Annotated in this window: 26 protein-coding genes; 14 read left to right on the plus strand and 12 right to left on the minus strand. The window is 70.9% G+C overall.

The window, feature by feature from the left end; all coding sequences use genetic code 11:
* Positions 1 to 191: 191 nt before the first annotated feature.
* On the plus strand, positions 192 to 1,937 hold the full coding sequence (lysS, locus tag SMA5143A_RS38940; RefSeq protein ID WP_107467516.1) for a lysine--tRNA ligase: 1,746 nt from the start codon (positions 192 to 194) through the stop codon (positions 1,935 to 1,937).
* Between the two features lie 70 nt (positions 1,938 to 2,007).
* Here the strand turns inward: lysS and SMA5143A_RS38945 are convergent, their stop codons facing one another.
* The 3 genes from SMA5143A_RS38945 to SMA5143A_RS38955 all read right to left on the minus strand — a co-directional run bounded on the left by SMA5143A_RS38945 (position 2,008) and on the right by SMA5143A_RS38955 (position 5,711).
* Positions 2,008 to 3,387 carry a DUF2637 domain-containing protein gene (locus SMA5143A_RS38945; RefSeq protein ID WP_107467517.1) on the minus strand — a complete coding sequence of 460 codons (1,380 nt, stop codon included), beginning with the start codon at positions 3,385 to 3,387 and terminating at the stop codon, positions 2,008 to 2,010.
* Between the two features lie 241 nt (positions 3,388 to 3,628).
* Entirely contained in the window at positions 3,629 to 4,639 is a 1,011-nt protein-coding gene (locus SMA5143A_RS38950; protein WP_258193992.1) for a hypothetical protein, read from the minus strand.
* A gap of 142 nt (positions 4,640 to 4,781) precedes the next feature.
* Positions 4,782 to 5,711 (minus strand): hypothetical protein, encoded by a 930-nt coding sequence (locus SMA5143A_RS38955; RefSeq protein WP_107467519.1) that lies wholly within the window; start codon positions 5,709 to 5,711, stop codon positions 4,782 to 4,784.
* Between the two features lie 215 nt (positions 5,712 to 5,926).
* Here SMA5143A_RS38955 and SMA5143A_RS38960 point away from each other — a divergent pair, with 215 nt between their 5' ends.
* Positions 5,927 to 7,120: an RtcB family protein gene (locus SMA5143A_RS38960; protein WP_107467520.1), complete on the plus strand. Its 1,194-nt coding sequence runs from the start codon at positions 5,927 to 5,929 to the stop codon at positions 7,118 to 7,120.
* 46 nt (positions 7,121 to 7,166) lie between these two features.
* On the opposite strand, the gene SMA5143A_RS38965 is transcribed toward SMA5143A_RS38960, so the two are convergent.
* Both SMA5143A_RS38965 and SMA5143A_RS38970 read right to left on the minus strand, forming a co-directional pair.
* Positions 7,167 to 7,970, minus strand: coding sequence for a hypothetical protein (locus SMA5143A_RS38965; RefSeq protein ID WP_181362228.1), 804 nt, complete (start codon positions 7,968 to 7,970; stop codon positions 7,167 to 7,169).
* A gap of 210 nt (positions 7,971 to 8,180) precedes the next feature.
* Positions 8,181 to 8,618: an ester cyclase gene (locus SMA5143A_RS38970; protein WP_107467522.1), complete on the minus strand. Its 438-nt coding sequence runs from the start codon at positions 8,616 to 8,618 to the stop codon at positions 8,181 to 8,183.
* A gap of 103 nt (positions 8,619 to 8,721) precedes the next feature.
* Between SMA5143A_RS38970 and SMA5143A_RS38975 the strand changes: the two genes are divergently transcribed.
* Positions 8,722 to 9,498, plus strand: coding sequence for an SDR family NAD(P)-dependent oxidoreductase (locus SMA5143A_RS38975; RefSeq protein ID WP_107467523.1), 777 nt, complete (start codon positions 8,722 to 8,724; stop codon positions 9,496 to 9,498).
* Positions 9,498 to 9,707, plus strand: coding sequence for a hypothetical protein (locus tag SMA5143A_RS38980; protein WP_107467524.1), 210 nt, complete (start codon positions 9,498 to 9,500; stop codon positions 9,705 to 9,707). Before SMA5143A_RS38975 ends, SMA5143A_RS38980 begins: the two co-directional genes overlap by 1 nt.
* Here SMA5143A_RS38980 and SMA5143A_RS38985 read toward each other — a convergent pair whose 3' ends face one another.
* Positions 9,708 to 10,553, minus strand: coding sequence for a helix-turn-helix transcriptional regulator (locus SMA5143A_RS38985; protein WP_107467525.1), 846 nt, complete (start codon positions 10,551 to 10,553; stop codon positions 9,708 to 9,710).
* Between the two features lie 140 nt (positions 10,554 to 10,693).
* On the opposite strand from SMA5143A_RS38985, the gene SMA5143A_RS38990 reads away from it, so the two are divergent.
* Positions 10,694 to 11,773 (plus strand): LLM class flavin-dependent oxidoreductase, encoded by a 1,080-nt coding sequence (locus SMA5143A_RS38990; protein WP_181362235.1) that lies wholly within the window; start codon positions 10,694 to 10,696, stop codon positions 11,771 to 11,773.
* A gap of 477 nt (positions 11,774 to 12,250) precedes the next feature.
* Here the strand turns inward: SMA5143A_RS38990 and SMA5143A_RS38995 are convergent, their stop codons facing one another.
* A complete protein-coding gene (locus SMA5143A_RS38995) occupies positions 12,251 to 13,555 on the minus strand; it encodes a glycosyltransferase family 4 protein (RefSeq protein WP_107467527.1) in 1,305 nt (434 codons plus the stop codon).
* 256 nt (positions 13,556 to 13,811) lie between these two features.
* On the opposite strand from SMA5143A_RS38995, the gene SMA5143A_RS39000 reads away from it, so the two are divergent.
* Genes SMA5143A_RS39000 through SMA5143A_RS43320 form a run of 3 tightly spaced genes read left to right on the plus strand, consistent with a single transcriptional unit; the run spans position 13,812 to position 16,246 of the window.
* Positions 13,812 to 14,567 carry a response regulator transcription factor gene (locus SMA5143A_RS39000; RefSeq protein WP_107467544.1) on the plus strand — a complete coding sequence of 252 codons (756 nt, stop codon included), beginning with the start codon at positions 13,812 to 13,814 and terminating at the stop codon, positions 14,565 to 14,567.
* 11 nt (positions 14,568 to 14,578) lie between these two features.
* On the plus strand, positions 14,579 to 16,069 hold the full coding sequence (locus SMA5143A_RS39005) for a HAMP domain-containing sensor histidine kinase (protein ID WP_107467528.1): 1,491 nt from the start codon (positions 14,579 to 14,581) through the stop codon (positions 16,067 to 16,069).
* Positions 16,070 to 16,099: 30 nt separating this feature from the next.
* Entirely contained in the window at positions 16,100 to 16,246 is a 147-nt protein-coding gene (locus SMA5143A_RS43320) for a hypothetical protein (RefSeq protein ID WP_181362230.1), read from the plus strand.
* A 52-nt stretch (positions 16,247 to 16,298) separates the two neighbouring features.
* Here SMA5143A_RS43320 and SMA5143A_RS39010 read toward each other — a convergent pair whose 3' ends face one another.
* Positions 16,299 to 17,066: a transglutaminase domain-containing protein gene (locus SMA5143A_RS39010; RefSeq protein WP_107467529.1), complete on the minus strand. Its 768-nt coding sequence runs from the start codon at positions 17,064 to 17,066 to the stop codon at positions 16,299 to 16,301.
* Between the two features lie 396 nt (positions 17,067 to 17,462).
* On the opposite strand from SMA5143A_RS39010, the gene SMA5143A_RS39015 reads away from it, so the two are divergent.
* Positions 17,463 to 17,954: an ATP-binding protein gene (locus tag SMA5143A_RS39015; protein WP_099969843.1), complete on the plus strand. Its 492-nt coding sequence runs from the start codon at positions 17,463 to 17,465 to the stop codon at positions 17,952 to 17,954.
* Positions 17,955 to 17,978: 24 nt separating this feature from the next.
* On the opposite strand, the gene SMA5143A_RS39020 is transcribed toward SMA5143A_RS39015, so the two are convergent.
* Together SMA5143A_RS39020 and SMA5143A_RS39025 are read right to left on the minus strand one after the other, a co-directional pair.
* Entirely contained in the window at positions 17,979 to 18,374 is a 396-nt protein-coding gene (locus SMA5143A_RS39020) for a TOBE domain-containing protein (protein ID WP_107467530.1), read from the minus strand.
* A 20-nt stretch (positions 18,375 to 18,394) separates the two neighbouring features.
* Positions 18,395 to 19,654, minus strand: a complete 1,260-nt coding sequence (locus tag SMA5143A_RS39025; RefSeq protein WP_181362231.1) for a helix-turn-helix domain-containing protein — start codon at positions 19,652 to 19,654, stop codon at positions 18,395 to 18,397.
* Positions 19,655 to 19,784: 130 nt separating this feature from the next.
* On the opposite strand from SMA5143A_RS39025, the gene SMA5143A_RS43325 reads away from it, so the two are divergent.
* The gene (locus tag SMA5143A_RS43325; protein WP_180303973.1) at positions 19,785 to 19,946 is read left to right on the plus strand and encodes a hypothetical protein; all 162 of its coding nucleotides are present in this window, start codon (positions 19,785 to 19,787) and stop codon (positions 19,944 to 19,946) included.
* Between the two features lie 161 nt (positions 19,947 to 20,107).
* On the opposite strand, the gene SMA5143A_RS39030 is transcribed toward SMA5143A_RS43325, so the two are convergent.
* Positions 20,108 to 20,800: a hypothetical protein gene (locus SMA5143A_RS39030; RefSeq protein WP_107467532.1), complete on the minus strand. Its 693-nt coding sequence runs from the start codon at positions 20,798 to 20,800 to the stop codon at positions 20,108 to 20,110.
* A 547-nt stretch (positions 20,801 to 21,347) separates the two neighbouring features.
* Here SMA5143A_RS39030 and SMA5143A_RS39035 point away from each other — a divergent pair.
* Complete coding sequence (locus tag SMA5143A_RS39035) at positions 21,348 to 22,802, plus strand: glycoside hydrolase family 43 protein (RefSeq protein WP_107467533.1); 1,455 nt, start codon at positions 21,348 to 21,350, stop codon at positions 22,800 to 22,802.
* Between the two features lie 117 nt (positions 22,803 to 22,919).
* Here SMA5143A_RS39035 and SMA5143A_RS39040 read toward each other — a convergent pair whose 3' ends face one another.
* A complete protein-coding gene (locus SMA5143A_RS39040) occupies positions 22,920 to 23,357 on the minus strand; it encodes a hypothetical protein (RefSeq protein WP_003974483.1) in 438 nt (145 codons plus the stop codon).
* A gap of 159 nt (positions 23,358 to 23,516) precedes the next feature.
* On the opposite strand from SMA5143A_RS39040, the gene SMA5143A_RS43330 reads away from it, so the two are divergent.
* From SMA5143A_RS43330 to SMA5143A_RS39050, 3 genes are all read left to right on the plus strand, one after another.
* Complete coding sequence (locus SMA5143A_RS43330) at positions 23,517 to 23,741, plus strand: hypothetical protein (RefSeq protein ID WP_181362232.1); 225 nt, start codon at positions 23,517 to 23,519, stop codon at positions 23,739 to 23,741.
* Between the two features lie 1,060 nt (positions 23,742 to 24,801).
* Positions 24,802 to 26,121: a glutamate-1-semialdehyde 2,1-aminomutase gene (gene hemL, locus SMA5143A_RS39045; protein WP_107467534.1), complete on the plus strand. Its 1,320-nt coding sequence runs from the start codon at positions 24,802 to 24,804 to the stop codon at positions 26,119 to 26,121.
* Positions 26,118 to 26,792: a histidine phosphatase family protein gene (locus SMA5143A_RS39050; RefSeq protein ID WP_107467535.1), complete on the plus strand. Its 675-nt coding sequence runs from the start codon at positions 26,118 to 26,120 to the stop codon at positions 26,790 to 26,792. Before hemL ends, SMA5143A_RS39050 begins: the two co-directional genes overlap by 4 nt.
* Positions 26,793 to 26,875 lie beyond the last annotated feature (83 nt).

The following is a 26,875-nucleotide window of genomic DNA, read 5'->3' on the forward strand; positions in this document are numbered from 1 at the left end:
CAGGGGCGCGGGGAACTGCGCGAACAACCCCCACTCACCCGCAGCCGCCGACGAACCCGCACCCCCGAGTCATCAGGCGCCCGGCCCCCCTCAAAACGCGGTTTCGTGGTTATGGCCAGAGCTGGGAGAATGGGCCCCGTCGGCCGGGGACCGTACCGGTCTGCCCCGGAGAACACTCAGAAAAAGAGGACGTGCCGATCGTGGCTCAGAGCACCGAGACCACCGACTGGGTCTCCCGTTTCGCGGATGAGGTCATCGAGGAGTCGGAGCGTCGGGCCCCGGGCAAACCGGTCGTCGTCGCGTCCGGGCTCTCCCCGTCGGGCCCCATCCACCTGGGCAACCTGCGCGAGGTGATGACGCCGCACCTCGTCGCCGACGAGATCCGCCGGCGCGGTCACCAGGTCCGCCACCTGATCTCCTGGGACGACTACGACCGCTTCCGCAAGGTCCCGAACGGCGTCGAGGGCGTCGACGGCACCTGGGCCGAGCACATCGGCAAGCCCCTCACCTCCGTCCCGGCCCCCAAGGGCTCCGCCCACCCCACCTGGGCCGAGCACTTCAAGGCCGCGATGGTCGAGGCGCTCGCCGAGATGGGCGTCGAGTTCGACGGGATCAGCCAGACCGAGCAGTACACCTCCGGCGTGTACCGCGAGCAGATCCTGCACGCCATGAGGCACCGCGGCGACATCGACGCCATCCTCGCCCAGTACCGCACCAAGAAGGACCCGGCCAAGAAGCCGCAGTCGCAGAAGCCCGTCGACGAGGCCGAGCTGGAGGCCGCGGAGGGCTCCGGCGCCGCCGCCGAGGACGACGGCAGCTCCGGCTCCGCCGGGTACTTCCCGTACAAGCCCTTCTGCGGGCAGTGCGAGAAGGACCTCACCACCGTCACCGCCTACGACGACGCCACCACCGAGCTGTCCTACACCTGCACCGCCTGCGGCTTCGCCGAGACCGTCGCGCTGAACGAGTTCAACCGCGGCAAGCTCGTCTGGAAGGTCGACTGGCCGATGCGCTGGGCGTACGAGGGCGTCGTCTTCGAGCCCAGCGGCGTCGACCACTCGTCCCCGGGTTCGTCCTTCCAGGTCGGCGGGCAGATCGTCGGGATCTTCGGCGGCAAGCAGCCCATCGGCCCCATGTACGCCTTCGTCGGCATCAGCGGCATGGCCAAGATGTCGTCGTCCAAGGGCGGCGTGCCCACCCCCGCCGACGCGCTGAAGATCATGGAGCCGCAGCTCCTGCGCTGGCTCTACGCCCGCCGCCGGCCCAACCAGTCCTTCAAGATCGCCTTCGACCAGGAGATCCAGCGCCTGTACGACGAGTGGGACAAGCTCGACGCCAAGGTCGCCGACGGCTCCGCGCTGCCGGCCGACGTGGCCGCCCACTCCCGTGCCGTGCGCACCGCCGCCGGTGAGCTGCCCCGCACGCCCCGCCCGATGCCGTACCGGACCCTCGCGTCCGTCGCCGACATCACCGCGGGCGCCGAGGACCAGACCCTGCGCATCCTCAGCGAGCTCGACCCCACCGACCCGCTGTCCTCCCTCGACGCCGTACGGCCGCGCCTCGACAAGGCCGAGGCCTGGATCAACACGCACGTCCCCGCCGACCAGCGGACCATCGTGCGCGACGAGCCCGACGCCGAGCTGCTGAAGTCCCTCGACGAGCAGGCGCAGGGCTCCCTCAGGCTGCTGCTCGACGGACTCGCCGACCACTGGTCCCTCGACGGGCTCACCCACCTCGTCTACGGCGTGCCCAAGGTCCAGGCCGGGTTCCCCGCGGACGCCACGCCCAAGGAGCTCCCGCCGGAGATCAAGACCGCCCAGCGGTCGTTCTTCGCGCTGCTCTACCACCTGCTCGTCGGCCGTGACACCGGCCCGCGCCTGCCCACGCTGCTCCTCGCGGTCGGGCAGGACCGGGTACGGGGCCTGCTCGGCGAGTAGCACCCGCACAGACGAGGAGGGGGCGCCCGGTGATCACCACAGGGCGCCCCCTCCGCACGTTTCACGCCGCTCACGCGATGTGGTCGTCCTCCAGCTCCGCGGTGTGGCGGTTCTGGAAGCGCAGCACCATGCGCTTGGCCTCGGCGTCCAGGACGCTGACGCCATAGGTCATCTGGATGTTGTCGCCGAACTCACGGGGGGTCGGGTAGCCGCTGCCGGCACTGATCGACTGCTTGAAGACCTGGTAGTACGCCTCTTCGTCCGGCTCCGGAGTACCGCCGCCCTCGCCGAGCTCACGGGTGCGGCCCGGACCCGCCGGGATGGGGAAGCTGCCGGTCTCCTCCGGCGAGGGCTCCTCCACCGGCGCCCCGGCCTCCTCGAACCGCTGCTGCTGGTACTGCTCGGCCGGGTACTGCTCGGCCGGGTACTGGTCGGCCGGGTACTGGTCGGCCGGGTAACGCTCCCGCTGGTACTGCTCCGGGTCCTGCTCCTCGTACCACCGCTCGTACTCCTCCTCAGGGTCGTACGACGGGTCGTAGCCGCCCTGGTAGGGGACCTCCTGCGGGTGGCGGGCGTGGAGCCAGGGGCTCTCCTCCGGCGGCGGTTCCTGCTCGGCGTACCCCTGCTGCTCGTACTCCGGCTGCTCCGGCTGCCGCGCGGGGACGCTCTCCAGCTGGCGGCGCTGCTCCGCGGCGGGCGCGGCCACCCCCGCACGGGCCGCACCGGCGGCACGGTCCCCCGCGGCCAGGTCGACCTCGGCCTGCGGCGCCGGCGGGAGCAGTGCCGGCTCGATGCCCGCGGCGGCCAGACCCGCCGGGGCCGTCTCCGCCAGCGGGACGCCGTACCGGGCCAGACGCAGCGGCATCAGCGACTCCACCGGGGCCTTGCGGCGCCAGGACCGGCCGAAGCGGGAGCGCAGGCGGGCCTGGTAGACGAGACGTTCCTGCTCCAGCTTGATCACCTGGTCGTAGGAGCGCAGCTCCCACAGCTTCATCCGGCGCCAGAGGAGGAACGTGGGAACGGGCGAGAGCAGCCAGCGGGTCAGCCGCACGCCCTCCATGTGCTTGTCCGCGGTGATGTCGGCGATACGGCCGATCGCGTGCCGCGCCGCCTCCACCGACACCACGAACAGCACCGGGATCACCGCGTGCATGCCCACACCCAGCGGGTCCGGCCAGGCCGCCGCGCCGTTGAAGGCGATCGTCGCCATCGTCAGCAGCCACGCCGTCTGGCGCAGCAGGGGGAAGGGGATGCGGATCCAGGTCAGCAGCAGGTCCAGGGCCAGCAGGACACAGATACCGGCGTCGATACCGATCGGGAAGACGTAGGAGAAGTTCCCGAAGCCCTTCTTGACGGCCAGTTCCCGCACCGCCGCGTAGGAACCCGCGAAGCCGATCCCGGCGATGATGACGGCGCCGAACACGACCACGCCGATGAGAACGCGGTGCATTCGAGTCAGCTGCATTGGCGCGGCCACCCGTACTCCCCTCCCCTTGCGTGTTGTTGCGCGCAACAGGGTGGCACATGTGTACGGCAAACGGGTTGCCGGTACGCGTCGGGCCCGGCCCCCAAGAGGACCGGGCCCGGACGAAAGCCCTGGTGAGAGCGGGCGTCACCCGCCGCGCATTACGAGTTGGGCACTACGCGGGCCCGACTCCACCGGCCCGCTGAAGACCGGTCGTGCGCGACCGCTATCGCGAGGTCTTCCGCGTGGACGACGAACCGCTCGTCGAGGTCTTGGAATCCGAGTCGGAGTCGGCGTCGGAGCCGGTGCCCAGATCCGAACCGGAACCCGAGCCCGCCGCCTTCGTGGCGCCCTTCGACGGTGACTTCGACGCGGACTTGGACGGCGACTTCGACGCGCTCGCCGACGGGGACGACTTGCCGCCGTCGCCGTCGCCGTCGCCGTCGCCGTCGCCGTCGTTCGCGTCCTCGACCGCCTCCACGACCTCCTTCGCCGCGGACTTCGCCGACTTCAGCAGTGCCGCCGGATCCGGGGTCTTGTCGCCGGCCAGACCGGCGCCGTTGTAGTCGAGCGTGACGACCACGTTCTCCGTGCGCACCACGATCGTCTGCTGCTTGAAGGTGTCGCCGTCCTTCTTCAGGTCGTAACGCACCACCGTCGCCTCGTCGCCCGTGCCCGTCACCGGCTCCGTCTTGACGTTCTTCGCCCCCTTCACCGCCTTCGCGGCGGTCACCTTCGACTCGAACGCCTGGTGCGCCCGGTCCTCCCCCGGACCGTTCGTCGCGTCCGACGCCAGCAGATGCAGCGACACGCTCAGCCAGCGGTACTGCGAACCGTCCACACCGTTGTTGTCGAGGCTGGTCCAGCGGCAGTCGCCGGTCACGTTCTCCTCGGCGGTGTTGATCGCCTTCCCCGACTTCGCGCCCTGCGGGACCAGCGACTTCAGCGACTTCGACGCGAACACCTCGCACGCGTCCGGCAGCACCGCGTACGCCGCCTCGACCACCTCGGGCGTCGCCGACTTCGCAGGCCCCGAGGCCGCCGTCGACGGCTTGCCCTCCGACGCGCCGTCGGAGCCGGAGTCCGACGAACAGCCGACCGCCACCAGCATCACCGGGACGACAGCGGCGCCGACGAGCACCCGTGCCCGCCCCGGACGCCCGCCACGAGCGACGCCCGTGCCCCGCGCGGTACGCGACTGCTGCTGACGATGACCTGACTCTGCGGCTCGTTGCATGGTTCCTTCACTCATGACGTTCATCACGCTCGTGGTTCCTGCGGTCGGATCGGGTCCGAGGGGCCACGGTACGCGGTGAGGAGGAAACGCGGTCCTGAATCAGGGGGTTCGGCGGGCCGCCCGCCGCACCCCCCGAAACCGCTCACTCGTCGAACGCCTCCGCGAGCAACTCGGCCAGATTCCGGGCCCTGTCCTGCATTTCCTCGCTGTCCGGCACATCCGTCGTCGTCGCCGGCTGCTCCTCGTACTCGACCGTCACGATCACATTCGACGTGCGGAACACCACAGTCACCGTGCGCTGTCGACTCGTCCCGAGCGTGTCGTCCAGGAACGCCTCGTCCCCGAGGCCGTCGAGCGTGCGGGGCTGAAGAGAGGCCGGAGTGGCGGACACCGAAGGGGAGCCGGACGCATCGGAAGAACCGGAAGAGCCGGAAGATTCGGATGAACTGGAGGAGTCGGTCGATTTCGGTGACTTGTTCGGTGACTTGTTCGGTGACTTGGAGGACTTGGCGGAGGAGCCGGAAGGTGAAGCGCTCTGCGACGGAGCCGCGGACGAGCCGCCGTCACCCTCCCCTCCATCGCCCTCGTCCCCTTCGTCGTCCCCCGCGGTCGTGCTCGGCGACGGCTCCGGGAGGTCCGCGGCCTCCACCTTGCCGCCGTACACCTCCTGCGCCTTGCTGTCGTCGCTGACCGTGCCGTTGAACGACACCACGCGCTCGAAGTCGACGAACAGATAGTCGGTGGCGGTCGGCGACTCCACCTTCCAGCGGCAGCCGGCCTTCCGGTCCGTGTCGTAGGTGAGCGTCGCCTGACCCTCGTACGCCTCCTCGCGCTGCTCCGCGTCCGGGAGTTGCTTCAGGCCGGGGAGGAGGGCGTCGAGGGTGTCCTCGTCGATGGAGCCGCAGGCTTCGGGGAGTGTGTCGTAGCGGCCGGGCTGTGCGGTCGAGGCGGACGCGGTGACCTCGCCGGGGCGGGGGTCGTCCGGGGTGCCGTCGTCGCCCGATCCCGTGCACGCGGTCAGCACTGCCGCGAGGAGCACGGCGACGCCGGGTACGTACGCCTTCCGCTGCACCGTGGGGGCTCCTCTCGACGGGGTCCCTGGGGGACGCCTGCGCAGTTCTGTCCTGTGGCCTGTGCGTATTTCACTTGCCGACCGGGGGTGACCCCCGGGCACCATGTGTATCGCACGCACTGCCGCGGACGCCGGTCCGGCATCCCTTTCGTTGACCTTGGCGCCGGTTTTGCGTTTTGAGACTTTTGCGGGAATCACGGGTGGATGAGGCTGAGATGTCGTATGTAGAGATACCGGGCGCGAAGGTGCCGATCCGGATGTGGACCGACCCCGCGTCGGTGGAGGACGTCGCCCTCCAGCAGCTCCGCAATGTCGCGACCCTCCCCTGGATCAAGGGGCTGGCCGTCATGCCGGACGTCCACTACGGCAAGGGCGCGACGGTCGGGTCGGTCATCGCGATGCGGGGTGCGGTGTGCCCCGCGGCCGTGGGCGTGGACATCGGCTGCGGCATGTCCGCGGTGAAGACGTCCCTGACCGCCAACGACCTGCCGGGCGACCTCTCCCGCCTGCGGTCGAGGATCGAACAGGCGATTCCGGTGGGGCGGGGGATGCATGACAGCCCCGTCGACCCCGGACAGCTGAACGGCCTGGCGACGGCCAAGTGGGACGACTTCTGGGGGCGCTTCGAGGGGGTCGCGGAGGCGGTGAGGTTCCGGAGGGAGCGGGCGGCTCTGCAGATGGGGACGCTCGGCGCCGGCAACCATCACCTCGAGGTTTCCTTCGATACCGAAGGTGTGGTGTGGCTCACACTTCACTCCGGGTCTCGGAACATCGGCAAGGAACTGGCCGAGTACCACATCGGTGAGGCCCAGAAGCTGCCGCACAACCAGGGCCTGGTCGATCGCGATCTAGCTGTCTTCGTCGCCGACACCCCCCAGATGGCGGCGTATCGCAACGACCTCTACTGGGCGCAGGAATACGCGAAGTACAACCGCTCGATCATGATGGCCCTCCTCAAGGACGTGGTCCGCAAGGAGTTCAAGAAGGCCAAGCCGACCTTCGAGATGGAGGTCAGCTGTCACCACAACTACGTGGCCGAGGAACGGTACGACGGGATGGACCTGCTGGTGACCCGCAAGGGCGCGATCAGGGCCGGCTCCGGTGACCTCGGCATCATTCCGGGCTCCATGGGGACGGCCACGTACATCGTGAAGGGCCTCGGGAACGAGAAGGCGTTCAACTCGGCGTCCCACGGGGCGGGGCGACGCATGAGCCGCAACGCGGCCAAGCGTCGTTTCTCCACCAAGGACCTGGAGGAGCAGACGCGGGGCGTGGAGTGCCGTAAGGACTCCGGCGTCGTCGACGAGATCCCGGGCGCCTACAAGCCGATCGAGCAGGTCATCGACCAGCAGCGGGACCTGGTCGAGGTCGTGGCGAAGCTGAAGCAGGTCGTCTGCGTCAAGGGGTGAACGGTGTCTGGGGCCCGAGCCGTTGTCGGCTCGGGCCCCTCCGGTCTTACTGGACGCTTGTCGGCATGGGTACCTGGCCGGAACGTAGGCGCCAGATCCGGAGGTTGCAGCTTTGGGCTGTCCTGCCGAGCCTTTCCGCCGCGGCCTTCGGGCTGTTCAGCTCCAGCAGGATTCGGTCCTCGTGCGCCGTCCAGGGGCGCTTCGTGTACGCCACCCGCATGCCTGCGGGGCGTTTCCAGCTCGCGAGTGAGTCGGCGGCGACGCGCTTGCGATCGAGGGCGAGACAGCCGGGGTAGTACAGGTGGGCGACCAGGCTCTGGGCGGCCTCCATGGCGTACATGATGTTGTAGACGCCGTCCCTGGTGTTGCGCTTGCTGGTGCGTTCGGCGCCTGTGATCTCTTGCGCGTACCGGCACAGGTAGGCGCCGATGGCGGTGCTGGCTGTGGTGAGGGAGACGAAGGGGAAACCCTTGGCTGTGTATCCGACCGATCCGTCGGCGTCGAGGATGCCTCGGAGGTAGTCGGGGCGCGCGAACGCGCCGTGCGGCGGGGAGATCGTCATCGACTTTTGACCGTAGGGCAGGCCCAGCTCATTGAGGCGGGTCCGAGCTTCGAGGGAGCACAGACTCCAGGTCGCGGAGCGGTGGCTCTCCGAGAAGTTGGTGGATCGGGACCGCTCCGTGATGCTGCTGTAGAAGGGCGTCAGCCGCTGGAACTGGTGGAGAAGGTCCACGTCCTGGGCGCTGATCTCGACGGTCAGGCGCCCCTTTCTTCCCTTTCGCTTCGCGAGGTGTCCGTCGGCCTGCAAGAAGCCGAACATGTACGCGTACTCGGGGATGGTGAGGTCCATGAAGCGGTGGACGTTAGGCTCGCATTCGGCCACAGGGAAGGCTCACTTCCTTGTAGGTCAGGCCCTCGCCGGGACCGGCATCCCGGCGAGGGCCGTCGTGTTGATGGTGTGGCGCGAGCCTAGGTCGGCCGTTCGGGCGGCGTGCGGGTGAACGAGCGGGATCACCCCTATGGGTGAGAGAAGCGGTGCGGTGCTCCCTTCCGTTCGGATCTACTGCGTCAGTTCCTCCGGCAGCAGGCCCAGTTGGTCGAGGAACTCCAGTTGGTCGAAGTACAGCCGGTAGCTGGTGATCCGGCCGTCCTTCACCGTGGCGAAGTCCACGCCGTGGAGGGCGATGTCCTTCTGGGTCGCCGGCAGGGTCGTGCCGTCGGGGAAGGCCAGGGGGCCGGTGTTCCTGCCGCTGTAGATGCCCTCGTCGATCGCGGTGTCGCCGACCTCGAAGGAGCTGAGTGACTCGAAGCGGGCCTCGGGTACGGCGTCCGTCATCTGGCGCCAGTACTCGGCGATGTTCTCCCGGCCGTGTATCTCTCCGCCGTCCGGCGTGTGGGCGACCGCGTCCTCCGCGAAGAGGTTGCCGATGGTCTTCGGGTCCTGATGTGTGGTGAGGGCCTCGGTGAGCTGGTCCATGACCTCGCGCGCCTGTCCCATGATCCACCTCCTGAACAGGGGATCACCCGTCTCGTTCCTCTCATTGTCCCACCGCATGCCTATCCTGGCCGGGCAACTCCGTCGCCGCGCACCAGGAGCACCCATGGCCACCGCCGCACCGTCCGCCGCCTCCCGTATCGCCGTCGTCACGGGTGCGAGCAGCGGCATCGGCGCCGCCACGGCCCGGGGGCTCGCCGCGGAGGGGTACCGCGTCGTGCTGACGGCGCGCCGCAAGGACCGGATCGAGGCGCTGGCGGAGGAGATCAACGCGGCGGGCGGCCAGGCGACGGCGTACGCGCTGGACGTCACGGACCGGGCGGCCGTGGACGAGTTTGCGACGGCCTTCCGGACGATCGGCGTGCTGGTGAACAACGCGGGCGGCGCGCTCGGCGCCGACCCGGTGGCCACTGGCGACCCCGCCGACTGGCGGCGGATGTACGAGATGAACGTCATCGGCACCCTGAATGTCACCCAGGCCCTGCTGCCCGCGCTGACCGCGAGCGGTGACGGCACGGTCGTCGTGGTGTCGTCGACGGCGGGGCACGGGACGTACGAGGGCGGCGGGGGCTATGTCGCCGCCAAGCACGGGGCGCACGTCCTCGCCGAGACGCTGCGGCTGGAGATCGTCGGGACGCCGGTGCGGGTCATCGAGATCGCGCCGGGGATGGTGAAGACCGAGGAGTTCGCCCTGACCCGGTTCGGCGGTGACGAGGCGAAGGCGGCGCGGGTGTACGCGGGGGTCGCGGAGCCGCTGACCGCCGACGACGTGGCCGACACGATCACCTGGGCGGTCACCCGCCCCAGCCATGTCAACGTCGACCTGCTGGTGCTGCGCCCCCGCGCCCAGGCCTCCAACACGAAGGTCCACCGGGAGCTGTGATGCCGCCCGAGCAGCGGGATCCGGACGCCGAGCAGCGCCTCGACTCCGAGCAGCGCCTCGACTCCGAGCAGCGCCTCGACTCCGAGCGGCGGCGGCTCGTCGAGGAGAAGAAGAACGAGCGCTACGTGTGGTGGTACCTCGGGTACTTCCTCTTCGGCATCCACCTCGTGGCGTTCGTGATGATCTACGCGGTCATGCACGCCAAGTGATCAGCCGGCCGTGGGCGGTGCCGAGCGTCCGGGGTTCACGGACGGGGTCACGGCCTCCGCGTACGCCGTCGGCGGGACGCCCACCGTCGCCGTGAAGTCGCGCACGAGGTGGGCCTGGTCCGCGTAGCCGAGGTCGGCGGCGAGTGCGGCCCAGTCGACCGCGCGTTCGGTCTCGGCGCGTTCCAGCGCCTCGTGGATGCGGTACCGGAGGATGACCCACTTGGGGCCGACGCCGACGTATGCGGCGAACAGGCGTTGCAGCAGCCGTACGGAGAGGCCCTCGGCGCGGGCGAAGTCGGTGACGCGGCGCACGGCGCGGTCGGTGCGGACGCGGTCGACGAGCGTCATGGCGAGGTCCGCCTGGGGGTCGGGGCGGGGGTCGAGGCCCAGCAGGAACGCGTCCAGGGCGGCGACGCGGGCGTCCTCGTCGTCGGGGGCGAGGACGGTGTCGGGGTCGGTGCCCGGGTACACCTCGCGGTGCCGTACGCGGCGGCCGGTCCAGTCGGACACGGGGCTGCCGGGGGCGAAGGGGCGGAAGCCGCCGGGCCGGAACTGGATGCCGCAGACCCGGCCCCTGCCCTCCAGTTTCTGGGTGAACAGGCCGAGTCCGACGCCGGAGACCTCGGCGAAGGGGGCCTGTCCCTCGTACCGCTGGAAGACGATGTTGACCGAGGGGTGCGGGACGACCTGGGAGACGTACGGCTCGGGCAGGTCCCAGTCGATCAGCCAGTAGTGCTCCAGATAGGGGCGGAGCGGTGCGGCGGGTTCACGGCGGCGGAAGCGGACGCGCGCGAAGAGCTCCGCGGCGTCCACGATGCCTCGGGTGTCACGGCGTGGGGCGGCCATGGGGGAGAGGGTAGGGACGGGGACTGACATTCTGCGGGGCCTGGGGAGGCCGGTGCGCGGTGCCGGCGGAATAGTGGAAGCGGAGCACCTGTTTGGCACTATGGTTGAATCATAAACAACCTGAGAGGGTGGCAACGATGATGCAGTTCGGGATCTTCAGCGTCGGTGATGTGACGCCGGACCCCACGACGGGCCGTACGCCGACCGAGCGCGAGCGCATCAAGGCGATGGTCGAGATCGCGCTGAAGGCGGAGGAGGTCGGTCTCGACGTCTTCGCCACCGGTGAGCACCACAACCCGCCGTTCGTGCCGTCGTCGCCCACGACCATGCTGGGCTGGATCGCCGCCCGCACCGAGCGGCTGATCCTCTCCACCGCGACCACCCTCATCACCACCAACGACCCGGTGAAGATCGCCGAGGACTTCGCGATGCTCCAGCACCTGGCCGACGGCCGGGTGGACCTGATGATGGGCCGCGGCAACACCGCGCCGGTCTACCCGTGGTTCGGGCAGGACATCCGCCAGGGCATCAACCTCGCCATCGAGAACTACGCGCTGCTGCACCGGCTGTGGCGCGAGGAGGTCGTGAACTGGGCGGGCAAGTTCCGCTCGCCGTTGCAGAGCTTCACGTCCACGCCGCGGCCGCTGGACGGGGTGCCGCCGTTCGTCTGGCACGGGTCGATCCGCTCGCCCGAGATCGCCGAGCAGGCCGCGTTCTACGGTGACGGCTTCTTCCACAACAACATCTTCTGGCCGGCCGAGCACACCCAGCGGATGGTGGAGCTGTACCGGGAGCGGTACGCCCACCACGGGCACGGCACGCCCGAGCAGGCGATCGTCGGGCTCGGCGGGCACGTGTTCATGCGGAAGAACTCCCAGGACGCGATACGGGAGTTCCGGCCGTACTTCGACGTGGCTCCGGTGTACGGCCACGGGCCGTCCCTGGAGGACTTCGCCGAGCAGACGCCGCTGACCGTGGGGTCGCCGCAGCAGGTGATCGAGAAGACGCTGGCCTTCCGTGATTACGCGGGCGACTACCAGCGGCAGTTGTTCCTCGTCGACCACGCCGGGTTGCCGCTGAAGACGGTGCTGGAGCAGATCGACATGCTGGGGGAGGAGGTCGTGCCGGTGCTGCGGGAGGAGTTCGCGAAGGGCCGGCCGGCGGGCGTCCCGGACGCCCCGACCCACAAGGCGCTGTCCACGGCCGGGGCCGAGAGCTGACGATCACCACCGGGGCCGAGGGCTGACGATCACCAGCAAGCCCGTGGGTTGAGGGCCGCCGCCGGAAAGGCCGTGGGCTGCAAGGCTGTCGCGGGGGCGTGGGCTGAGGGGCGCCGCCCGAAAGGCCGTGGGCTGAGGACCGTCGGCGGGCCGTGGGCTGAGGGTCACCGGCGGCAAGGCCGTGGGCTGAGGGCCGCCGCCGGAAGCGCCGTGGGCTGCAAGGTCGTCGCGGGGGCGTGGGCTGAGGGTCGCCGCCGGAAAGGCCGTGGGCTGAGGCCGTCGGCGGGGCGTGGGCCGGTGGCCGCCGGCGGCAAGGTCGTGGGTTGAGGTGGGTGGCGAGGTCAGGGGCTGCGAGGCCGTCGGCGGGGGCGTGGGGTGTGGCCGCCGATGGCCAGTCCGTGGGACGTCAGGGCATCCGCTGACCATCGCCACCCGGGTGGGCGCGGGGCGGGTCCCGCCGCCGGGCCCCGGTTCGCTTCAGGCCGCGCGTTGTCCGTGACTGCTCGCGGGCGTCCGGCGGAGGCGTACGGGTGACAGGCCCGCGCCCCGCACCATGGACAGGGCCGCCCTCTTCCCCGCGGCGGCCCGGTGGTGCAGCCAGACGCGCGCCCTCGTCGTCCAGCTCTCCCAGGTGCGCTGCACCCTGGTCGCGCGGAGTTCCTCGAACAGTTCCTCGTACCGCGTCACGATCGGGGCCGGGTCGTAGCGGTGGGCCGACTTCAGGGCCGCCCGGCCCATGGCGCGGCGCAGCGCGTCGTCGGTGACGAGGTCCAGGATGGCGTCGGCGAGGGCGTGCGGGTCGTCGACGGGGACGAGGCGGCCGTCGACGCCGTCGGTGATGATCTCGGCGGGGCCGAGCGGGCAGTCGGTGCTGACCACGGGGACACCGCAGCGCATGGCCTCGACGAGGGTCATGCCGAAGGACTCGGCGTCGGAGGCGCTGACGACGAGGGAGGCGCGGGCGAACTCGTCCTCGATGGGGGTGTGCGGGCCCATCAGATGGGCGCGGCCGGTGAGGTCGAGCTCCTCGATGAGGGTCTGGAGGCTGCCCTTCTGCTTGCCGCCGCCGTAGATGCGCAGCTCCCAGTCGGGTTCCTTCGGGGCGATCTTGGCGAACGCCTCCAGCAGGAGGTCGAAGCGCTTGCCCCGGGCGAGGCGTCCGGCGGCGGCGATGACGGGGGCGGTGCCGTCCGAGGGGGCGATGCCGGGCGCGGGGACGATGTTGGGCACGGACATCACCCGTACGCCCGGCAGTTTCATCCGCGCGCGGTACACCTCGGCGTCGGCGGCCGTGGTCGTGACGACCGCGTCCAGCGCGCGGTAGTGGCGGGCGAGGACCGCGCGCAGCTGCTTGGAGTGGGCGTCGTGGCGCAGGTGTTCCTGGCCGATGCGCAGGGCGCGGCGGGGCGCGAAGCGGGAGACGTACACATTGAGGCCGGGGCGGGTGCCGATGACGACGTCGGCGTCGCAGCCGGTCAGATAGTCGCGGACGCGCCGGTCGGTGAGGCGGCTGTACTGGCGGTGGCGCTTGTCGGCGGTGGGGAAGTCGACGGCGGGCCGCATCTGGGCCGGATCGCGCAGGTCGGCGCTGTTCGCGCGGATGTCGACCAGGGGCACGAGGGTGATCCGGGGGTCGACCGTGAAGCGGGGTTCGTCGCGGTGGCGGGACATCGACGCGATCTCCACGTCGTGGTGGTCCGCGAGGGCGGACGCCAGGTTGAGGGTCGTCCGGACGGTGCCGCCGATGGCGTACGCGTTGTGCAGCAGGAACACGATCTTCATCCGGCGGCTCATGCACGACCTTCCCGACGGTATTGACGATGTATCGGAGAGTTGAGGCGGGTTCCGACCCTTTGTACTGCATCCGCCCCCTCTGCCCGGGTTCCCTTGCGGGCCGGTGTCACACGAACACGGTCCTGCGGCGGGGTAAGCCGGCCGCCCGGTCGTGGTGAGAGGCCGGTAAGAAGGGGCGTTCGGGCGCACCCGGCGAGGTGGTGCGCGGCCGTGACCTTGGCAGACTGGTGGGGTGCCCCAGAACGTGCTGCTCGCCGAGGACGACCGAGCCATCCGCCATGCCCTGGAGCGGGCCCTGACGCTGGAGGGCTACGAGGTGACGGCGGTCGCCGACGGCGTCGAGGCGCTGGCGCAGGCGCACCGCAGGCAGCCCGACGTGCTCGTCCTCGATGTGATGATGCCCGGCATAGACGGTCTCCAGGTGTGCCGGGTGCTGCGCGCCGAGGGCGACCGGACGCCGATCCTGATGCTCACCGCGCTGGTGGAGACCGCCGACCGGATCGCCGGGCTCGACGCCGGCGCGGACGACTATGTCGTCAAGCCGTTCGACGTGGAGGAGGTCTTCGCCCGGCTGCGCGCGCTGCTGCGCCGGACCGGCAACGCCGGTGACCTCACCGGGAAGTCGTCCTCGGAGGCGTCGGGCCCGGTCGCGCCGGGTGGTGCGGGTGGTGCGGGTGGCGTGAGCGCCGCGCCGGAGTCCGGGCTGGTGTCGGCCGCCGGGGTGCGGATGGACGTGCAGGCGCGGCGGGCGTGGCGGGGGTCGCGGGAGCTGGAGCTGACGCGGACCGAGTTCGACCTGCTCGAACTGCTCGTGCGCAACGCGGGGATCGTCCTCGACCACGCCACCATCTACGACCGTATCTGGGGCTACGACTTCGGGCCCGGCTCCAAGAACCTCGCCGTGTACGTCGGCTATCTGCGGCGCAAGCTCGACGAGCCCGGGGCGCCCGCGCTGATCCACACCGTGCGGGGTGTGGGGTACGCGCTGCGGGAAGACTGAGGCGGCGGGCGGTGCCGCAGCGTCTCGTCCGGCTGCTGTCGCGGGTGCCGGCCCGGCTGCGTCCGGTGCCGTCGCTGCGGGCGACGTTCACCGTGTCGTTCGTGGCGGTGGCGTGTGTCGTCACCGTGCTCGTCGGGATCCTCAGCTACAGCGCGGCGGCGCGGCTGGTGCGGGTGGACCAGCAGACCGTGTTCGCCGAGGTGGTCCGCGATCTGCGGGAGCTGGTGGAGCAGGACCGGTTGGGGCCCGAGGACTTCGCGCCCTCGGACAGCGGCGGCCCCCGTGACGACCTGATCCGGTCCGGCCGTACGGACGTCCAGGTGCTCGGCCCCGAGGGGCAGGTCCTCGACAAGGGCGACCCCGGTCTGCCCGTCCGTCCGGCCGATCGCCTGACCGCGGGCGCGAGGTTCGCCGGGACGATGGTCGAGCACGGCGAGGTCGAGGTGGGCGGCGGCCGGTACCGGGTGGCGACCGTCGCGCTCGGCGGCGGGCGTGGGGCCGTGCAGGTGGCCCAGGAGTTCAGTGACACGGAGGACCTGCTGCGGGAGTTGCAGCAGCGGACCCTGCTGTTCGTGTCGGGTGTGGTCCTCTCGGCGGGGTTGTTCGGCTGGTGGCTGGCGCGGCGGCAGACCCGGCGGCTGGTGCAGCTGGCCGGGGCGGCGGAGGACGTGGCCCGGACCGGGCACCTGGGGATCCAGGTGCCGGTGGCGGGCCGGGACGAGGTGGGACGCCTCGGCCGGTCCTTCGACCGGATGCTGGTGCGGCTGGCCCAGTCGGAGGAGGACCAGCGGCGGCTGGTGCAGGACGCGGGGCACGAGCTGCGGACCCCGCTGACGTCCCTGCGGACGAACATCTCGCTGCTGCGGCGCATCGACGAACTGCCCGCCCGGGTGCGGGAGGAACTGGTCGACGACCTCGCCCAGGAGGCCCGCGAACTGACCGACCTCGTCAACGAGCTGGTGGACCTCGCCGCCGGGCAGTCGAGCACCGAGCCCGTGCAGCGGGTGCAGCTCGCCGACATCGCCGAGGACGTCGCGGCGACCGCGCGGCGGCGCACCGGCCGGGAGGTCGTCGTACGGGTGGAGGGCGACACGACCGTCGAGGGGCGGGCGGGGGCGTTGCAGCGGGCCGTGTCCAACCTGGTGGAGAACGCGGCGAAGTTCGACCGCGCCGGGACCGGGGCGATCGAGGTGGTGGTCGCGCGGGGGCCGGCGCGGGGCGGCGGTGACCTCGTCGACCTCGACGACGTGGGCCAGGGCGACGGGCCCGACGTGGTCCGGGTGGAGGTCCTGGACCGGGGGCCCGGCGTCGCCGACTGCGACCTCGAACGCATCTTTGACCGCTTCTACCGTGCCGCCGACGCCCGCAGCCTCCCCGGCTCCGGCCTCGGCCTGTCCATCGTGCGCGCGGTGGCAGCCGCCCACGGCGGCACCCCGTTCGCCTTCCGGCGGGCGGGCGGGGGGCTTGTGATCGGCTTCACGGTACGGGGCGTCGAGAGCTGACGTGGCGTATCCCGGACCGCCCTGCGGGACATGGTCCGGGCGGTCCACGTCCTGCGGACGCGGATGTCGCCGGAGGACCGCGAGGTCCTCGACGAGGCACTTGGCACTCTCGACGAGGGCGACCGGGCGGAGCCGGGTGCCGTCCGCCGGGCGCTGGCGTTCCTCGGCGCCGTGTGAGCGACCGCCGGGGCGGAGGCCTGTGGCCGACCGCCCTTCGGTCGGCGCGCCGTCAGGCAGGGGTGCGGGTGGCCGGGGTCCAGCGGCCGAGGACGGGCTCGGTCAGGGTGCGGGCCGTCCGGCAGAGGGTCTGGCCGTGGCGGTCGAAGAGGGTGTCGCGGTCGTCGAAGTGGCCGAGGTCCGCGACGAGTTGGGCGGACAGGTCGCAGGAGACCCCGTCGGCGGCACAGGTGCTCACCTGGGCCGGGGAACCGCCGTCCCAGTCGATGCCGGTGCGGGCCACCGCGTCGAAGAGGGTCTCCCCGCCGTCGTTGGCGTAGTGGCGGCCCGCGGCGGGCCCCGTGAACAGCTCGCCGATCGGCAGCCACGCGCCGTCGATCCGGAACTCCGGCCAGGCCAGCAGGACCTGCGCCGGCACGAACGGCTTCAGCCGCGGGAAGCGCGGATACCAGAACGCGCCGTCCACGAGCAGCCCGCGGACCCGCGTCCGCACCCGGACGGCACGGGCGACCGCCTCCAGCGCCGCCATCCGCTGACTGCACGAGCCGCGCCCCAGCCGCAGCGTCCGGGACACCCGGCGCCGGTCCTCGACCGAGTACACGGGCCGCACGTCCCGCGCGACGATCCGGTGCGCGGCGCGCAGCGCCTCCAGCGGGGTCGCCTCGCTCACCACCCGGCCCGCGATCGCCCGTACCAGCGGGTCGTCGTGGTCCAGGATGGGCGTGGCCCGCGTGGATCCGCGGACGTCGTCCCCGCCCCGTACCGCCGCACCGGCCCGCCTGTCCCGCGCGCCGTACGCCATGAGCAACCGACTGGTCATGTCCGTCCCCCGTTTCCCCGTGTGTCCCGCTGCTCCCCGCACGGGCCCCCGCCCGTACCCGGCGTGCGCCCTCCGTCCATCCTCACACGGGGGCGTCCGAGGCCGCGCCGTCCCCCTCCTCGGGGAGCGGGTGTTCCGCTCGACCCCGGGGCCCTGCCTCGGCGACGCGCTTTCGTAGTACTTCCCGCGACCCCATTGCGGCGGTGCAAATATGCCGACTACGGTCATTCCTGCGCTCACGGAGAGTGCTCAACTGATGTACAAAGCGCAACCGTTCAGCAATCAACCCCTGAGTACCGCCAGTTGAAAGCGCCCCGGGCCGTCGACACCCGAAGAGGAGCCAGACGCGGTAGGGACCCACCCCATCCCTTCTCGTCGCAATGGAGTTGGTCAGCCATGCCCGATACCGCCCCCAACCTCCCCGCCGTCCCCTCCCCCCGCACCCCGTCCCCCACGCCCTGGGTCTCACCCACGGCGACGACCTACACCCTGTTCTGTCCGCCCCTGGAAACCTCCCCCCTCATCGCCCGCGACTTCGTCGCCACGGTGCTGCGCGCCCTCGGCCTGGACGACCTCGTCGACGCGGCCGCGCTGTGCACCTCCGAACTGGTCACGAACGCGTGTGTGCACGCCAAAGGCGGAGGATCGGTTCTGTGGCTGGCGGTGGAGACCTGGCGGGTCCGGGTGATCGTCTACGACGGTGACGAGAGCCCTCCGGTCATGCGGGACCTGACCCCCGAGGGGTGGGAGGAGGGCGGCCGGGGCCTCTACCTGGTGGACGCCCTCACCGAGGGCCACTGGGGAACGGCCGCCGCCCTCCCCTACGGCGGCGGCCTGGTCCACCCCGACGGCAAGGCGGTCTGGTTCGACCTGGCGGCGCGAGCGTAGACCCGCCGTGCGGCCGTTGAGACCTCAGGCCCGGTCGATGTGGACGTTCGTGGACTTCACGCGGGCGGTGGCCTCCATCCCGACCTCCAGGCCCAGCTCCTCGACGGCCTCCCGTGTCAGGAGCGAGACCAGACGGTGGGGCCCGGCCTGGATCTCCACCTGCGCGGCCACATCGCCGAGCTTGACGGCGGTGACGATGCCGGGGAACGCGTTGCGGGCGGAGGTGTACGGGACGTCGTCCTCGGCGGTGGCGTCCGCGGCCAGCTCCACGGAGAACGCGGCGAGGTCCCGGCCGTCGATGAGCCGACGCCCGCTGTCGTCGCGCCGGGTCGCCACCCGGCCCGCGTCCGCCCACCGTCGCGCGGTGTCCGGGCTCACCCCGAGCAACCGCGCTGCCTGACCGATCGTGTAGGACTGCATGGGGTCAAGATAGGCGCCGGTCAGGGCAGGCGCTCAGGCGCCGTGACCGACGCGAGTACGGCGGCTCGCAACCGCCACAGGAAGGGCCGCCGTATCCGCAGCCCGGCCGAGCGCAGGGCCAGAACCTCCCTGAAGGGGCGCCGCCTGCACCTGCGGGCCAGGATGCCCAACGCGTCGGACTCGTCCCTCTCCCGGCACGCCTTGACGAACCGCCTGAGTTCGTCGAAGGGGGCGTGCGCGGCGATGACGGGGACGAATTCCTCGACCCTTTTGCCGTTGATGTAGGTGCTGCGCCAGGTACGGAATTTTTCTGTCTGCCACACCCGGTAGAGGGTGACCCCGTCGCAGTACAGGGACGCGTAGACGAGCAACCGTTTCGCGTCGAGTCGGCGGTTCTCCTCACGGAACGCCTGCCAGAGATCCGGCACCAGGTCGGGTGTGCCCTCGCAGACCCGGCGCAGCGCCTGATCCGCCTCCTCGTCGCGGTCCTCGTCGCGCAGTCGCTCCACCAGGGCGACGAGTTCCTTGACGTGGACGGCGGGATCGGGCGCGTGTTCCGGGGTCTTTGGCGGCTCGGGGGATCCGTACCGGACGATCTCGCGGGCCGTCTCCTCCGCCATGTCGGCGAGATGGCGGGCCTCGTGGTCGTGCAGCCGCAGCAGCGCCTCGTGCTGCCGGATCCGCTCCTCCAGTTCGACGATCCGCCGACGGGCGGCGTCGCGCTCCGCCGTGATCTCGCCGAGCTCGCGTGCGTGGTCGCCGGCGGCGGTGACCAGCCGGTCGAGGGCCTCCTCGGCCCGGCGGCGCAGGGTCCGCTCCTGCTCCAGCTCCTCCCGCAGGGCGCGGAGTTCGGCGGCGGTCCGCACCCGCAGTCGCTCCAGCCGCTCCCGCGCCTCGGCCAGGTCGAACTCCCGTACGCGCAACGGCTTGGTGTCCCGTTCGGCGTCGAGTACGGCGTACAGGAGCCGTTGGGTCTCCTTGACGGCCTCCGGCGCGGGCTCGCCACCCCCGGCGGTCTCGCACAGCCGGTGCAACACCGTCACCTGGGCGCGGCTGGGCACCTCGTGGCCGTTGAGGAACTTCGACAGGCGTGAGGCGCTGAGGGTGACGCCCTCCGCCGAGAGCCGTTCCACCAGCTCCTCGTTGGTCAGGCCGGACGCCTCACGCAACCTGCGCAGGCGCGCAACCAGGGCGCGGCGGGGGCCTTCGGGCAGACGGTCCAGGACGGCGAGCCCGTCGGGGCCCCGCTTCGCCCGCCCCGCGTTCAGCTCGCGGACCACGCCACCCCCAAGTTTCCCCGTCGCGCACATGCGCCCGTCTCGCGCATGTCCACCGGCGCCCTGACGCAACATCACCGTCGGCTGGTGAGCTGGGACTGTACTCAACGGCTTGCGAGGACCGGAGCGAAACATGGCATCACACCACTCGACCGAGCGTCCCACGACGCCCTTCATGGAGTTCCGCGCGGGAGGCGTGCACCTGGTGGTGCAGCGGCCGCCGTACCGACTGCTCAGCCTGCTCGGCAGCCTCGCCGGGGTGCTGGGAGGGGCGTACTGGTTCGGCGGGAGGTGACGGGAGGGGGAGGCCGGAGCCGACGGGGGTGCTGGGACTGGCGGCCGGCAAGGGGTGGGACCGGCGGACGGCAAGGGTGGTGGGACTGGCCGCTGGCCGGGGTCATGGGGCAGGCGGCCGACCGGAGGGCTGGCCCCCGGCCGGCCGTCGTCCCGTTTCTGTCAGCCCTGGTCGGTGAGTTGGGCGCGGAAGCCGGGAGCGGTGCGCTGGATGTGCTGCTTCTTGTGGACGGGCTTGCCGAAGGACTTCACCTGCGGGATCGCGACCCAGAGGGTCTGCGCGTCGGAGCCCCTGACGACGACGCGGGGGTTGTCCTTGATGGCGATGGCCGCGTTGACGTTGGTGACCTCGGCCTTGCCGGTGATCTTCTTCGGCCCCTGCCCGGCGGTCGGGTAGCTGATGGTGAGCGTCTCGCTGGTGACCGGGATGCGGAAGATCTCCTGGGTCACGGTGAAGCTGACGGTCGTGGTGCGGTTCTTGTCCCTGCCGACCTTGGAGGTCGCCTGGGTGACGAACCGGACCTCCTTGTTGTACGGGTCGGTGATGCTGACCGGCTTGCCGATCGGGGCCGCCACCTTGCCGAGGAGCGCCTTGTGGATCCGGCGGTCCTGAAGGTCCTTCACGAAGACGGTCTGCTGCCCCCGGGTGAGTGCCAGGAACCTCTTCAGCGCCTTCCTCGCCTCCGGCGTGGACTGCGCCTTGAGGTACTTCGTGTACCCGGCGACGGTCAGCCGCGGCGCCATCGGCGCGACCGGACCCTGCTCCGACGCTTGCCCGGCGGGGGCGAGGACGGCGAGGCCGGCCACCGTGGCGACGGCGGCGGACGTCAGACGACCTGTGGTGGTGGTGAACATGCGGGGCTCCCGTGACGCGTGGCTGTTGGCTGCGCCAACGACCCTACGAACCGCGGAACTTGGCCGAAATTGTCTCTCCAGCCACCACCCGAAAGGGCACCTCCCGAAAGGCCACCCCGGAGGTACGGAACGGGAGGGCCGCCGGGCGGGTGGCCGGCCCTCGCGGCCTTTTCAGGGGACGGCCGTGAAAAGGCACGGCCAAGCGCCACGCCTCAGAAGGGCGTTGGAAATGGGAATGCGAGTCACATCGGATAGGCGCCGAACGGTGTTCGGCGGGTCGGACGCGCGCTGACCTGGCTTGACGGGCCGCGATGCCGCTCTCCGTCCCTCTTGTCGTCACTGTGACAGGGTTTCTTTTTCCGGACGTCTTGACACCCTTTTGCGGCGCCTATAGCGTCTGGCCGAATTTCCAGACGGCATTCAAAATATCGAACAATGGCCATCAGTCGTCGTTCTGCGCACCCATCCGGCCCACGTGGCTGCCGCACCGGCGCGCCCGCGGCTGCGGCGAGGTTCACGAACCCGCAAGGAAAGACAGGAAACGCGCATGCGCCCACTCCTCTCCCGACTGGCGACGATATTGGTCGCCGCCTGTCTGCTCTTCACGTCCCAAACCCTGACCACGCCGCAGCGGGCGGCCGCCGCCGAGCCGGGCTACCTGATGGTGCACTTCACCGGGGAGGGGGCGACCAACCAGCAGATGTACCTTTCGCACAGCACGGACGGCCTGCACTGGAACGACCTCAACGGCGGCGGCATGGTCCTGCGCTCCACGGTCGGCACGACAGGCGTACGCGACCCCGCATTCGTGAGATCCCCCGACGGCAGCAAGTACTGGATCATCGCCACCGACCTGTGCATCTCCTGCGGGCAGAGCTGGAGCCAGTCCATCAACGACGGCAGCCGCAACCTCGTGGTGTGGGAGTCGACCGACCTGGTCACCTGGTCGAAGCCCTGGCTGCTGAACGTCGCCGGCGCGATCCCCGACGGGCGCAACGCGTGGGCGCCGGAGGCGATCTGGGACCCGGCCACCAACGACTACGTCCTGTACTGGGCGACGAACGTGCCCCAGAACGGTGCCACGAAGCACCGCATCTTCTACGCCCGCACCAGCGACTTCCGCACCATCACCACCCCGCAGATCTACATCGACCGCCCCGGCACCCAGGAGATCATCGACACCCAGATCATCGAGGTCCCGCAGGGTGTCGGTAACTACCGTTACGTGCGGGCCTCCGGTGACGGGCAGATCACCCTCGAGGGCAGCAACTCCATCCTCGGCACCTGGACCAGGCTCGGCGACCTCACCGGCATCGGCCTCACCGGCACCCAGGGCACGGCCGGCAGCACAACGGTCGAGGGCCCGATGTGGATGAAGTTCAACGGCACCAACAAGTGGGCACTCTACGTCGACCAGTACGCCACCAACGGCGGCTACATGCCCGTCACCACGACCGACCCGTCCAACCCCGCCGCCTACCAAAGGCTCGCCTCGACCAGCTACAACATGGGCGGCACCAAGAAGCGCCACGGCTGGATCATGAACCTCACCGCCGCCGAGGAAAGCCGCGTACTCGCCCGCTGGCCCAACACCGCCGCCCAGCGACTGCAGTCCTACAACTTCCAGGACCGCTACGTACGCCACACCAACTTCGACGTCCGCATCGACCCGAACGTCAGCCCCGTCGACGACTCCCGCTTCCGCCTGCGCACCGGCCTCACCGGCACCGGCACCGTCTCCTTCGAGTCGGTGAACTTCCCCGGCTACTTCCTGCGGCACTCCAACTACGACTTCCAGCTCGCCTACAACGACGGCACCGCCCAGTTCGCCGCCGACGCCACCTTCAACAAGGTCGCCGGGCTCGCCGACCCGACCTGGTCGTCGTTCCAGTCCTACAACCACCCGGACCATTACATCCGCCACTACGCCTACTACCTGAAGCTCGACCCGATCACCACCGCGACGGCACGCAGCGACGCCACCTTCAAGGTGACGAGCTGACCCGTGGATGAGACCCGACCCCGGGGGCGAAAGCCTCCGGGGCGGTCCAAGCCGACAGGAGGAGGCCCTCACCGGAACCACCGGTGAGGGCCTCCTCCAGTCGCGCCCGGCTTCGGCTCAGGGCCACACCAGGCAGTACGGCTGATGCCCCGCCTCGTGGAGGCGGTGACTGAAGTCCTGCCATTCGTGGAGCAGTTGGTACACGTTAAACGCGTCGCGGGGGCCGCCGCGGTCCGGGACCGTGGACCAGATGAAGGCCGCCGCGCCGACCGCTTCCTCGCCGATGCCGCGCAGCGGGTCCACGACGGTCATCGGCAGCTTCACGACCGCGTAGTCGGGGTGCAGGACGACCAGCTCCAGCGGTGGGACCTTGTGCAGGGGGACGCCCTCGATGCCGGTCAGCACCATCGCGGCCATCGTCTCCGGCTTGATCTTGGTGAACATGCCGTTCATGCCGAGCTCGTCGCCGCCGAGTTCCTCGGGGCGCATCGAGATCGGGACGCGGGCCGCGGTCGCGCCGTCGGGCGCGCCGAAGTATTTGTACGTCACCCCCACCCGACCACCATTCCTGCTCCCGGCCGTGTGGAGCCGGTTGACCACCTGGTCGAGGCGGTCCGTACGGCGCCTGCGCGCCGCACGGCTCTCACGGTCGACGGCGTCAGGCCGGTCCGTCTGGCCCGTCTGATCCATCCCGTCACGATTGACACGATCCACATGCTCGGCGCGATCCATACGGTCCATACCCTCCATACGGCTGCGCCGCCCGATCCGCTCAGGGCCACCGCCCTGGATCCGGTCGGCACCGCCGCGTTCGAGTCGGTCGGAATCGCTCTCCGGCCGGTCAGAACTGGTCTCGGTGCGGTCGGAACCGCCCTCGACGCGGTCGGAACCGCCCTCGACGCGGTCGGAACCGTTGCGCGCGGCCCGCCGACGGCGTGAGAACCGCGGACCCTCCTGCTGCGGGTCGTTCGCTCCGTCCAGTCCGGGCATGCCGACGGACCCGTCGGCCGGGTTCGCCCTGTCCTGGGTCTCGTATGTGCCGTGCGCACCCTGCGGACCGTACACGCCCTGCGGGCCGTGTGGACCGTACGGGGGCTGTGACCCCGGCGACCCTTGGGGCGCCGGCGGTGAGGGAGGTGAGGGAGGTGAGGGGAGCGGCGGAGGTGAGAGAGGTGACTGGGGGGACCGGGGTGGCTGCGAGGTGCCGCTGCCGAGTGCGGGCTGCGACGGGGGGCCGGGGGGCGTAGGCGGTTGCGCGCCGCCGTCCGACGCGGATCGCCCGCCCGACGCCGGCCGCGCGTCCTGTGATCCCTGGGCTGCCTGTCCGCCGCGCGGCCTCCGGGAGCCCAGCGCTCCCAGGGAGCCGAGCGGACCCAGACCGCGCAGGGGCCCCGCCGAGCCCGACGGTCCGTTCGTCGGTCCTGTGGGGTCCGTGGGTCCGGTGTCCGCGGTCGCGTCCCGGCCATCCGGTCCGGCGGAAGCTCCCGGGCCACCAGGACCGCTCGGGCTGTCCTGTGCGCCGGGTCCGACGGCACCGCCGGGGCCGTCCGACGGCGCACCCGCGCTGCCGGTCGGTGTGCTCGAACCGGTCGAACCGCTCGGTCCGCCCTGCTCGGCCGAACCGCTCGATCCACCGGATCCGCCCGGTCGACCCAGTCCGCTCAGCCCGCCCAGCAGTCCGCTCAGTCCACCCAGTCCGCTCGGGCCGGATGCGGCTGTCGATCCGGACGTGCCGGACCCGCCTCGTTCCTGTCGTGGGGTCTCCGCAGTCTCCTCCGCGTCGCGCCGGTGCCTTCCCCGCCGGGCACGACGAGGGCCGAGGTCACCGGTCCCGTCGCCCAGTCCGCCACCGCGATGCATATCTCCACCCGAACGCATTTCTGGGCCACGTGATCCCCGCCGCGCAACCCGATCATCGTGTCAGTGACCTCCCCCGCGACCGCTCGCCGAAACGTGCGCGCAAACACCAGTCGGCAGGATCTTCGGAGCCTCTGACACCATGGCCTGTGTGAGCTATCCGTACGAAGCCCCAGTTTCGCAGACTCTTTTCGAGCGCGCGGCGGCCGTCACGCCCGGCGGCGTGAACTCTCCCGTGCGCGCCTTCCGCGCCGTGGGCGGTACGCCCCGGTTCATGGTGTCCGGTACCGGTCCCTACCTCACCGACGCCGACGGCCGTGAGTACGTCGACCTCGTGTGCTCCTGGGGGCCGATGATCCTCGGGCACTCCCGTCCCGAGGTCATCGCCGCCGTTCAGGACGCCGTCTCGCGCGGTACGTCCTTCGGCACCCCCGGCGAGGGCGAGGTCGCGCTCGCCGAGGAGATGGTCGACCGTGTCGGGCCGCTGGAGCAGGTGAGGCTCGTCTCCAGCGGGACCGAGGCCACCATGTCCGCGATCCGGCTCGCCCGCGGCTTCACCGGCCGTACCAAGGTGGTCAAGTTCGCCGGCTGCTACCACGGCCACGTCGACTCGCTGCTCGCCGCCGCCGGGTCGGGAGTCGCCACGTTCGCGCTGCCGGACACCCCCGGCGTCACCGGCGCCCAGGCCGGCGACACCATCGTCCTCCCCTACAACGACCTCGACGCCGTGCGCGCCGCCTTCGCCGCCCACCCCGGCGAGATCGCGTGCGTGATCACCGAGGCGTCCCCGGGCAACATGGGCGTCGTACCGCCGCTGCCCGGCTTCAATCAGGGACTCAAGGACGTCTGCGCCGAGAACGGGGCCCTGTACATCTCCGACGAGGTCATGACCGGCTTCCGCACCAGCAGGGCCGGCTGGTACGGGATCGACGGGGTCGTCCCCGACCTGATGACCTTCGGCAAGGTCATGGGCGGCGGCTTCCCCGCGGCGGCCTTCGGCGGCCGTGCCGACGTCATGGCGTACCTCGCGCCCGCCGGGCCCGTCTACCAGGCCGGCACGCTCTCCGGGAACCCGGTCGCCACCGCCGCCGGGCTCGCGCAGCTGCGGCTGCTGGACGACGCGGCGTACGACGTCGTCGACGCGGTGTCCCTCCGGATCCAGGGGCTCGTCACGGAGGCGCTCACCAAGGAGGGCGTCGCGCACACGCTCCAGAACGCCTCCAACATGTTCTCCGTGTTCTTCACGGAGACCCCGGTACGGAACTACGAGGACGCCAAGGCGCAGGAGTCCTTCCGGTTCAACGCCTTCTTCCACTCGATGCTGTCGCAGGGCGTCTATCTGCCGCCGTCGTCGTTCGAGTCGTGGTTCGTGTCCACCGCACACGACGAGCAGGCGGTCCAGAGAATCGCCGACGCCCTCCCGGCGGCGGCGCGAGCGGCAGCGGAGGCCACAGCAGCATGAGTGACATCACCGTCGTCCACCTGATGCGGCACGGCGAGGTCGCCAACCCGGACGGGATCCTCTACGGGCGGCTCGCCGGGTACCACCTCTCCGACCTCGGGCGCCGGATGGCCGACCGGGTCGCCGAGCACCTCGCCGCCCGTGACGTGACCCACGTCGTGGCGTCGCCGCTGGAGCGGGCGCAGGAGACGGCCACGCCGATCGCCAAGGCGCACGGACTGGACCTCGCGACCGACGCGCGGCTCATCGAGGCCGACAACGTCTTCCAGGGCAAGACCTTCGGGGTCGGCGACGGCGCGCTGAAGCGGCCGGAGAACTGGAAGCACCTGGTGAACCCCTTCAAGCCGTCGTGGGGTGAGCCGTACGTCGACCAGGTCGTCCGGATGATGGGGGCGCTGGACGCGGCGAAGGACGCGGCGCGCGGGCACGAGGCCGTGCTCGTCTCGCACCAGCTGCCGATCTGGATCGTCCGGTCGTACGTGGAGCGGCGGCGGTTGTGGCACGATCCGCGGCGGCGGCAGTGCACGCTGGCCTCCCTGACGACCTTCACGTACCAGGGTGACAAGATCGTGTCGGTGGGGTACAGCGAGCCGGCGCGGGATCTGGTGCCGGCGCATCTGCTGGCGGGGGCCAAGCCGGTGAAGGGCAAGGACAAGGCCTTCGGAGCGTGAGCGCTCCGCTGGGGGCGGGGGACCGAGGTGAGTGGGTGGCTGAGGTCGGTGGGTGACTGCGGGGCCGTCGTGGCTGGTCACGC

Source organism: Streptomyces sp. MA5143a (assembly GCF_900290235.1).
In the GTDB taxonomy this organism is placed as follows: Bacteria; Actinomycetota; Actinomycetes; order Streptomycetales; family Streptomycetaceae; genus Streptomyces.

Coding starts and splice junctions, on each gene's coding strand:
- SMA5143A_RS38945 (WP_107467517.1), bottom strand. CDS start 3,387: ATGCACCGCGTTCTCATCGGCGTGGTCGTGTTCGGCGCCGTCATCATC.
- SMA5143A_RS38950 (WP_258193992.1), bottom strand. CDS start 4,639: ATGCAACGAGCCGCAGAGTCAGGTCATCGTCAGCAGCAGTCGCGTACC.
- SMA5143A_RS38960 (WP_107467520.1), top strand. CDS start 5,927: ATGTCGTATGTAGAGATACCGGGCGCGAAGGTGCCGATCCGGATGTGG.
- SMA5143A_RS38965 (WP_181362228.1), bottom strand. CDS start 7,970: ATGGACCTCACCATCCCCGAGTACGCGTACATGTTCGGCTTCTTGCAG.
- SMA5143A_RS38970 (WP_107467522.1), bottom strand. CDS start 8,618: ATGGGACAGGCGCGCGAGGTCATGGACCAGCTCACCGAGGCCCTCACC.
- SMA5143A_RS38975 (WP_107467523.1), top strand. CDS start 8,722: ATGGCCACCGCCGCACCGTCCGCCGCCTCCCGTATCGCCGTCGTCACG.
- SMA5143A_RS38980 (WP_107467524.1), top strand. CDS start 9,498: ATGCCGCCCGAGCAGCGGGATCCGGACGCCGAGCAGCGCCTCGACTCC.
- SMA5143A_RS38985 (WP_107467525.1), bottom strand. CDS start 10,553: ATGGCCGCCCCACGCCGTGACACCCGAGGCATCGTGGACGCCGCGGAG.
- SMA5143A_RS38990 (WP_181362235.1), top strand. CDS start 10,694: ATGCAGTTCGGGATCTTCAGCGTCGGTGATGTGACGCCGGACCCCACG.
- SMA5143A_RS38995 (WP_107467527.1), bottom strand. CDS start 13,555: ATGAAGATCGTGTTCCTGCTGCACAACGCGTACGCCATCGGCGGCACC.
- SMA5143A_RS43320 (WP_181362230.1), top strand. CDS start 16,100: ATGGTCCGGGCGGTCCACGTCCTGCGGACGCGGATGTCGCCGGAGGAC.
- SMA5143A_RS39010 (WP_107467529.1), bottom strand. CDS start 17,066: ATGACCAGTCGGTTGCTCATGGCGTACGGCGCGCGGGACAGGCGGGCC.
- SMA5143A_RS39015 (WP_099969843.1), top strand. CDS start 17,463: ATGCCCGATACCGCCCCCAACCTCCCCGCCGTCCCCTCCCCCCGCACC.
- SMA5143A_RS39020 (WP_107467530.1), bottom strand. CDS start 18,374: ATGCAGTCCTACACGATCGGTCAGGCAGCGCGGTTGCTCGGGGTGAGC.
- SMA5143A_RS43325 (WP_180303973.1), top strand. CDS start 19,785: ATGGCATCACACCACTCGACCGAGCGTCCCACGACGCCCTTCATGGAG.
- SMA5143A_RS39030 (WP_107467532.1), bottom strand. CDS start 20,800: ATGTTCACCACCACCACAGGTCGTCTGACGTCCGCCGCCGTCGCCACG.
- SMA5143A_RS39035 (WP_107467533.1), top strand. CDS start 21,348: ATGCGCCCACTCCTCTCCCGACTGGCGACGATATTGGTCGCCGCCTGT.
- SMA5143A_RS43330 (WP_181362232.1), top strand. CDS start 23,517: ATGCTCGGCGCGATCCATACGGTCCATACCCTCCATACGGCTGCGCCG.
- hemL (WP_107467534.1), top strand. CDS start 24,802: ATGGCCTGTGTGAGCTATCCGTACGAAGCCCCAGTTTCGCAGACTCTT.
- SMA5143A_RS39050 (WP_107467535.1), top strand. CDS start 26,118: ATGAGTGACATCACCGTCGTCCACCTGATGCGGCACGGCGAGGTCGCC.